Origin of the sequence: Kitasatospora sp. NPDC059160 (assembly GCF_042755465.1) — a bacterium.
GTDB lineage: Bacteria > Actinomycetota > Actinomycetes > Streptomycetales > Streptomycetaceae > Kitasatospora.
This window is the reverse complement of the sequence record NZ_JBHZCN010000205.1, coordinates 1-6,567: the sequence shown is the minus strand read 5'-3', so window position 1 is coordinate 6,567 and position 6,567 is coordinate 1. Positions and strand designations below refer to the sequence as shown.

Genomic DNA, 6,567 nt, shown 5'->3' with positions numbered 1-6,567 from the left:
CGGACGAGGCCGACAGATCCGGTTGAGGACCCGAGGTCAGTCAGAGGTTGAGTCAGACCTGCCCGGGAACCGCTCATGAACATCCTCACTGTCAGCGGTTGACGTGGAGTTCGGCGTAGTGGTCGCCCTTGTCCGCCTTGCGCAGGGTCACCTTGACCCCGCCCACGGTCGACTCGCTGTCCTTGTCGACGGTCTTCTTGTCGCCGCCGATCGTCACTTCGGCGTTCTTGTCGGTGATGCGGCCGACGGTCATGTCCAACGGGTGGTCACCGCCGAAGACCTTGACGGTCTTGGAGGCGTCGGCGCCGTCGGTCCGGACGGACAGGGTGCAGCTGTTGTCGTCGAGGCAGAGGGCGACGCCGCCCTCGCAGGCGGTCAGTCCGGCGCCCAGGGTCAGGACGGCGGCCGAGACGAGCAGGGCCGGGCGACGGACGGCGGGCAGCAGGCGGCCATGGGCGCGGGTAGGAACACGGCCGCGGGTACGGGGTGCGGTGGGTGTGCTGCGGGCTGAGGTCATGGCTCCGACGGTAGGGGGTGCCGGGCCGGTCGCCATCGACCGCCGGCGGTACGCCTCCCCCGGTCGCAACCCCGGGGCGGGGACCGCCTCGACCCCGAGGCGGATGGGTCGAATCCCCTAGGGGGACAAGGGAGTTGAGGACGTCGGCCGAGCATCGGGCAGTAGCTCGGCAGCGGCTCGGCAGCGGCTCGGCAAGGGCTCGACAACGGCTCCGACGCGAGTCGGCCGCGCGCCGGGCATATGTCTCCGGCACGTGCCACGCGCGTAGATCAACGGCCCGCGAAAGGGCCGGCGCTCAGTCGACCAGGCTCCCCAGGCCGCCGCCGGCCACGCCCTCGCCCGCCGCCCCCCACAGCGGCGCGGTGCAGCGCTGGTAGGTCGCCTGCCAGTGCGGCCAGTTGCGGGCCACGTCGTCGTCGCACTCGGCCAGCAGCCGCTCGACCAGCACCGGGTCGACCCCGTCCAGCAGCCAGGCCAGCGCGTCCGCCGTGCCCGGGCCGTCGGCCCCGCGCAGCAGGTCGAGCAGTTCGGCCAGGCCGCCGAGCCGGGAGCTGTCGGCCACCACCCGCTCCATCCGGGGCAGCAGCTGCCGCTCCTCGATCCGCAGGTGGGTCTCCAGCCGGGCGGCCAGGTCCTCCATCGCGTAGGCGACCGGCCAGGCGCTGCCGGTGTCCCGGCTGGCGATCCGGACCAGCGTGGTGACCCGGGTGAAGGAGTGGTCCAGGTTGTGGTGGTCGGCCTCCAGCCAGTTCAGCAGCAGGCGCAGCTCGGGCGCGAAGCGCCGCACGATCGGCCAGATCCGGGTGTCCTGCTGCTCGTGGTGGCAGGTCAGCATGGCGGTCATGAAGGTCCAGTGCCGCAGCACGGCCTCGCCCTTGTCCTCCTCCTCGGGCTGGAGCAGCCGCAGCGCGTTGGGCAGCCGCGCGAGGTCGCGGCGCAGGGCCGCGTGCACCAGCCGCAGGCCGGCGAACCGGACGGTGACCGGCTCCTCGTCCGTGGCCGGCCCGTACGCGTCCCGGGGGTCGACTCCGGGCACCGCCTGGGCGGGGACGGAGACGGCGGGCGGGGGCAGCAGGTGGATCGGCATGGCACTCTCTTCACGGCTGGTGAGGACGGAGGAGGCGGCCGGTGAGGACCGCCCCATCCAAGGTGCTCGCAGTCGATCAGAAGCGAATCAATGTCCGATTGACGCGCAGGTCACGGGCCTGCGCGGGGGCGGGGGCGGCTGCTGCGGCCGCCCCCTCCCGGGGCCCGGATCACTCCGAGGCCGGGCCCTCCAGGTTGGCGCTGAGCCACTGCAGGGTGTCCGGGATCATCTTCTTGAAGTCCGAGGTCAGGTGCTTGCCGCCGGGCTGCTCGTAGTACTGGATGGTCACCGGGGCGACGGCCTTGGCCACCCAGCTCTTGACCAGGTCCTTCTCGTAGCCGTTGGCCCCGCCGGCGGTGACGTACATCTTCACGTCGGCCTTGCCCTGGGTGATGAGCAGGTTGGGGTTGTTGGCCGCCTTCTCGGCGTCGTGGCCCTTCCACAGCCCGGAGTCCGGGACGAAGTAGCCGTCGATCGGCACGGCGGCCTTGTAGACGTCCGGGTACTGGAGGGCCATCTTGGCGCTGCAGAAGCCGCCGGTGGAGGCGCCCATCACGCCCCAGCTGTCGCGCCCCTTCAAGGTGCGGAAGTTGGCGCGGACCCAGGCCGGGATGTCCTCGGCCATCCAGGTGCCCATCTTCGGCTGGCCCGGGATGTCGGAGCAGTCCAGCGCGTTCTTCTCGTCGCTGTTGAAGTTCTGCACCGGCATGATCATGATGAACGGGTGGGCCTTGCCCTGCTTGGCCAGCTGCTCGTCCGCCTCCTGGATCGGCAGCTGGTTGTCGGTCCAGGTGTTGTAGCCGTTGCTCTGGCCGCCCGCGTAGAGGGTCAGCACCGGGAAGCCGGTCTTGGCGAACTTGGGGTCGTTGTACTCGGGCGGCAGCCAGACCCAGACCTGGCCGGTGACGCCGGACTTCGCGCCGGTCACCTTGGTCATCATGATCGGGCCGGCGCCGGTGTCCCGGACCTTGTTGAGGCTGGCGGCCGGGCCGGTCGGCATCAGCACCTTCCCGTTGCCCGGGGTGGGCTGGTCGGCGGTGGGCGTCCCGGGGACGGCGCTGCCCGTGGCGCTCGCACCGCCCGTGCCGGTGGTCGCCGCCGGGGTGCCGTCGGCCGAGGAACCGTTCCCCTTCCCGCCGTCGGACCCTCCGCAGGCCGCGAGCGAGGCGGCCAGGGTGAGCACGGCGGCGCCGGTCAGGACGGCACGGGAACGGGACGACTGCCTAAGCACGGTGAGGACTCTCCGACCGATGTCGCGCCCGGTCCGTCTGACCGGGCGGCGGCCCCCCGGTGGGGCCGGACAGGCCCGGGGGCGCGGGCGCTGTGCGGTCCCCGGAGCGGTGGTGCGCCGTCCGTCGCGGAAGGGCACCTCCCTGCGATCTTATGACGTGGCCCGGGGCGGGCCGGTTGCGAGGTGGCCACCGGAAATCCAATGTTTGTTCGCGATCAGGTAAAGGTCTTCACCGCGCCCGCCGGACGGCGGGGGCCGCCCGGCGGGGAGCACGGGCACCGGCCCGTCCGGCCGTCCGGGTTTTGGACGCTTTGCCCAGTGACGGTGGCCCGCACATCCGGAACGATCGCTCCGGCACCCTCTTCGACCGGATCCGGGAAGAGTGTGACCGTACCGGTACCGAGCCACCGAGCCACCGAGCCGTCGAGCCGTCGAGCCGTCGAGCCACCGAGGAGAGCGCCATGCTGGAGCAGATCGCCGTCGTCACCGGAGCCGGGAGCGGGGTCGGCCGGGCCGTCGCGGTGGAGCTGGCCGCGGCCGGCTGGCGGCTGGTGCTGGCCGGGCGCCGGGCCGAGCAGCTGCACGCGACGGCCGCGGCCTTCCCCCGGGGCGTGCTGCCCGCCGACGTGGTGCCGACCGACGTCACCGACCCGGCCGCGGTGGACGCGCTGTTCGCGACGGCCGTCGGACACCACGGCCGGGTGGACCTGCTCTTCAACAACGCGGGGACCTTCGGCCCGGCCGTCCCGGTGGACGAGCTGGCGGTCGAGGACTGGCGGGCGGTGGTCGACCTCAACCTGACCGGCGCCTTCCTCTGCGCCCGGGCCGCCTTCCGGCAGATGCGGGCGCAGTCCCCGCAGGGCGGCCGGATCATCAACAACGGCTCGATCTCCGCGCACGTCCCGCGCCCGCAGTCGATCGCCTACACCGCGACCAAGCACGCGGTCACCGGCCTGACCAAGTCGCTCTCGCTGGACGGCCGCCCGTACCGGATCGCCTGCGGCCAGATCGACATCGGCAACGCGGCGACCGACATGACGGCCGCGATGAGCGCCGGGGTGCGGCAGGCGGACGGCCGGATCGCGCCCGAGCCGACCATGGACGTGGCGGACGTGGCCCGCACCGTGCGGCACATGGCGGCGCTGCCGCTGGAGGCCAACGTGCAGTTCGCCACCGTGATGGCGACGGCGATGCCGTACATCGGGCGGGGCTGAGGCCCGCCCGCCGGAGCGCCCGTCCTCCAGCTCGCCCGCCCGCCGGAGCGCCCGGCGGCGGAGCGCTCACTCGTCGTGCGAGTGGCGGTACCGCAGCCCGCAGCCCCGCCGCTCCAGCCGGTAGACGCTGGTGGTCGGCCAGTACTCGCCGTCCTCCACGACGGGCAGTTCGGCGCGCAGCACCATCCGCAGGGCGGGCGGCGGGGCGGTGGCGTGGACCCGCTTGCGGTGGCCGTCCCAACGGCCGCCGCACAGTTCGAGGTCCAGGACGAGGGGGGTGGCTCTCATCCCGTGATGGTGCCAGCGCCGCCTCCGCCCGGGAGGTCCGGGACGGCGCCGCCACTCACACGGGGGACCCCCGTCAGCCGTGGGCTGACGGGGGTCCCAGGTACGGGCAGAGGGCTACGGCCGCCAGGTGTCGTTCAGGGTGACGTTCCCCGAACCCGGCACGGTCGCCGCCCGGTTGGCCCCGGACTCCCAGGTCACCGCCCCGCTCGCGTCCTTGCGCAGGTACTTGTACTGGAAGGAGGTGCCGGCCGGCAGCGAGAGCGCCAGCGACCAGACCGGGTACCCGGCCGAGGACAGCGGCAGCGCCTTGGCCGGGTCCCAGCCCCCGAGCGCCGCGGCGTCACCGACCACGTACAGGTTCTGCCCGTACGAGGTGGTCGCGTTGACGTTGAAGGAGGCGCCGGACACCGCCATGCCGGGCTGGACGTACAGCGCCACCGCGTCGCCCGCGCCGACCGTCGCGGTGAACTGCCCGTTGGCGCCCACCTGGTAGGTCGGGCCGGTGCAGCCCCCGCCGGGCTGCGGGTCGCCGTGCTGGACGTCGCAGTACGTCCCGGCCGGCAGTCCGGTCTGGAAGGTCTGGGTGATCGCGCCGCTCTCGTGGTTGATCGCGACGTAGCCCCGGTTGCCGCGGCCGAAGGCGATCGCGTTGTTGCCGTTGGACCACCAGCTGGTCACCCCGGTGCCGGCGACGGCGTTGCGGAAGCCGACCATGTTGGCGATCTGCCGCCAGGCGTGGGTGCAGTTCCAGCCGTCCTGGTAGCAGGCGTTGACGGTGCCGCCGTTGGGCGGGCCGTCGTCGTTGCCGCTGAAGCCGTAGCCCGAGTAGACGTTGGGCGAGCCGTAGGTCGAGGCCAGCAGGAAGACGTTGGCCAGGGTGTAGGTGCTGCCGTAGGTGTAGTTGAGGGTGGAGCCGTTGCGCTCGGTGTCCCAGTTGTCGACGAAGCTGCGCGCCTGGTCGCTCGGCAGGTAGCCCCAGGAGGCGCCCCAGGTGCTGAGGCTTGCGAGCTTGTCGGCGGTGAACACGCGCTTGAGGTCGGTGCCGACCCGGAACTCGTCGACGTCGCCGTTGCCGGTGTACTCGGTGGGCTGGACGGGCTCGCCGGCGCCGTAGATGACCTCCTGCACCCAGTAGGCCTTGGGGTTGGCCGTCTTGGCCTTGATGGCGGCGAGGTCGGTGGCGGCGATGTGCTTGGCGGCGTCGATCCGGTAGCCGTCGACGCCGAGCGAGCCGAGGTCGTCCAGGTAGTGGGCGATGGTGCTCCGGACGTAGTCGCTGCCGGTGTCCAGGTCGGCGAGGTTGACCAGCTCGCAGTTCTGGACGTTGCCGCGGTCCTGGTAGTTGGTGATCGGCTGGCGGCAGGTGTGGAAGTCCTGGTCCTGGTACGTGCCGGGGTAGTTGTACTTGGTGTACGCGGTGCCGCCGGTGCCGGTGCCGGAGCCGGCCGTCATGTGGTTGACGACGGCGTCGGCGATCACCTTCACCCCGGCCGCGTGGCAGGTGTCCACCATGTTCTTGAAGGACGTGCGGTCGCCGAGCCGTCCGGCGATCTTGTAGCTGACCGGCTGGTACGAGGTCCACCACTGCGGGCCCTGGATGTGCTCCTGGGGCGGCGACACCTCGACGAAGCCGTAGCCCTTCGGGCCGAGGGTGGTGGTGCAGGCCTGGGCGACCGAGTCGAAGCGCCACTCGAAGAGGGTGGCGGTGACGTCCTTGCCGTTGTTCGCGGGCGGAGCGGCCTGCGCGGCGGGGGCGCCGAGGGCGGTGCCGAGCGAGAGGGCGAGCGCCGCCGAGGCCGCGAGCGCGCCGGCCGTGCGGGCGGGCCGGCGGGTGCGGGCGGGCCCGCGGGTGGGGGTGGTGACCACGTTGTCTCCTGGGGGTGGCTGGGGTGGGGCAGCCGGGGTGAAGTCTGCAAGAAGCTTCTGTAACTTGCCGGAAACTTGCAGCGCTGAACCTAGGGCGACCGGAACAGGCCGTCAAGGTCCCAGGAGATTCGTTTCTGCATCGACACGGAGCGGAGCACAGCCGAGGCACGGCCGGAGTGTTCCCCGGAGCACGACAAGGGCCCGGCGGCCGTAGCCGCCGGGCCCCTCACCTGCCCTGGTTCACCGGTCCCTCAGGAGCCGGTGCGACCTCAGCCGGTCTGGACGGAGGTGTCGTCGATCACGAAGCTGGTCTGCAGCGAGGAGTCCTCGGTGCCGGTGAACTTCACGGTGACCGTCTGGCCCG

General features: G+C 72.2%; 6 protein-coding genes. 1 reads left to right on the top strand and 5 read right to left on the bottom strand.

What is annotated here, in order from left to right:
• Positions 1–91 precede the first annotated feature (91 nt).
• The 3 genes from ACFXOZ_RS41705 to ACFXOZ_RS41695 all read right to left on the bottom strand — a co-directional run bounded on the left by ACFXOZ_RS41705 (position 92) and on the right by ACFXOZ_RS41695 (position 2,835).
• Positions 92–517 carry a hypothetical protein gene (locus tag ACFXOZ_RS41705; protein ID WP_380522751.1) on the bottom strand — a complete coding sequence of 142 codons (426 nt, stop codon included), beginning with the start codon at positions 515–517 and terminating at the stop codon, positions 92–94.
• A gap of 295 nt (positions 518–812) precedes the next feature.
• Complete coding sequence (locus tag ACFXOZ_RS41700) at positions 813–1,604, bottom strand: hemerythrin domain-containing protein (RefSeq protein WP_375892619.1); 792 nt, start codon at positions 1,602–1,604, stop codon at positions 813–815.
• Between the two features lie 169 nt (positions 1,605–1,773).
• On the bottom strand, positions 1,774–2,835 hold the full coding sequence (locus ACFXOZ_RS41695) for an alpha/beta hydrolase (RefSeq protein WP_375892620.1): 1,062 nt from the start codon (positions 2,833–2,835) through the stop codon (positions 1,774–1,776).
• Positions 2,836–3,296: 461 nt separating this feature from the next.
• Between ACFXOZ_RS41695 and ACFXOZ_RS41690 the strand changes: the two genes are divergently transcribed.
• Complete coding sequence (locus ACFXOZ_RS41690) at positions 3,297–4,049, top strand: SDR family oxidoreductase (protein WP_380403726.1); 753 nt, start codon at positions 3,297–3,299, stop codon at positions 4,047–4,049.
• A gap of 66 nt (positions 4,050–4,115) precedes the next feature.
• Here ACFXOZ_RS41690 and ACFXOZ_RS41685 read toward each other — a convergent pair whose 3' ends face one another.
• Both ACFXOZ_RS41685 and ACFXOZ_RS41680 read right to left on the bottom strand, forming a co-directional pair.
• Positions 4,116–4,337 carry a hypothetical protein gene (locus tag ACFXOZ_RS41685; protein ID WP_375892623.1) on the bottom strand — a complete coding sequence of 74 codons (222 nt, stop codon included), beginning with the start codon at positions 4,335–4,337 and terminating at the stop codon, positions 4,116–4,118.
• A 114-nt stretch (positions 4,338–4,451) separates the two neighbouring features.
• Complete coding sequence (locus ACFXOZ_RS41680; RefSeq protein ID WP_380595265.1) at positions 4,452–6,203, bottom strand: carbohydrate-binding module family 20 domain-containing protein; 1,752 nt, start codon at positions 6,201–6,203, stop codon at positions 4,452–4,454.
• Positions 6,204–6,567: the final 364 nt, after the last annotated feature.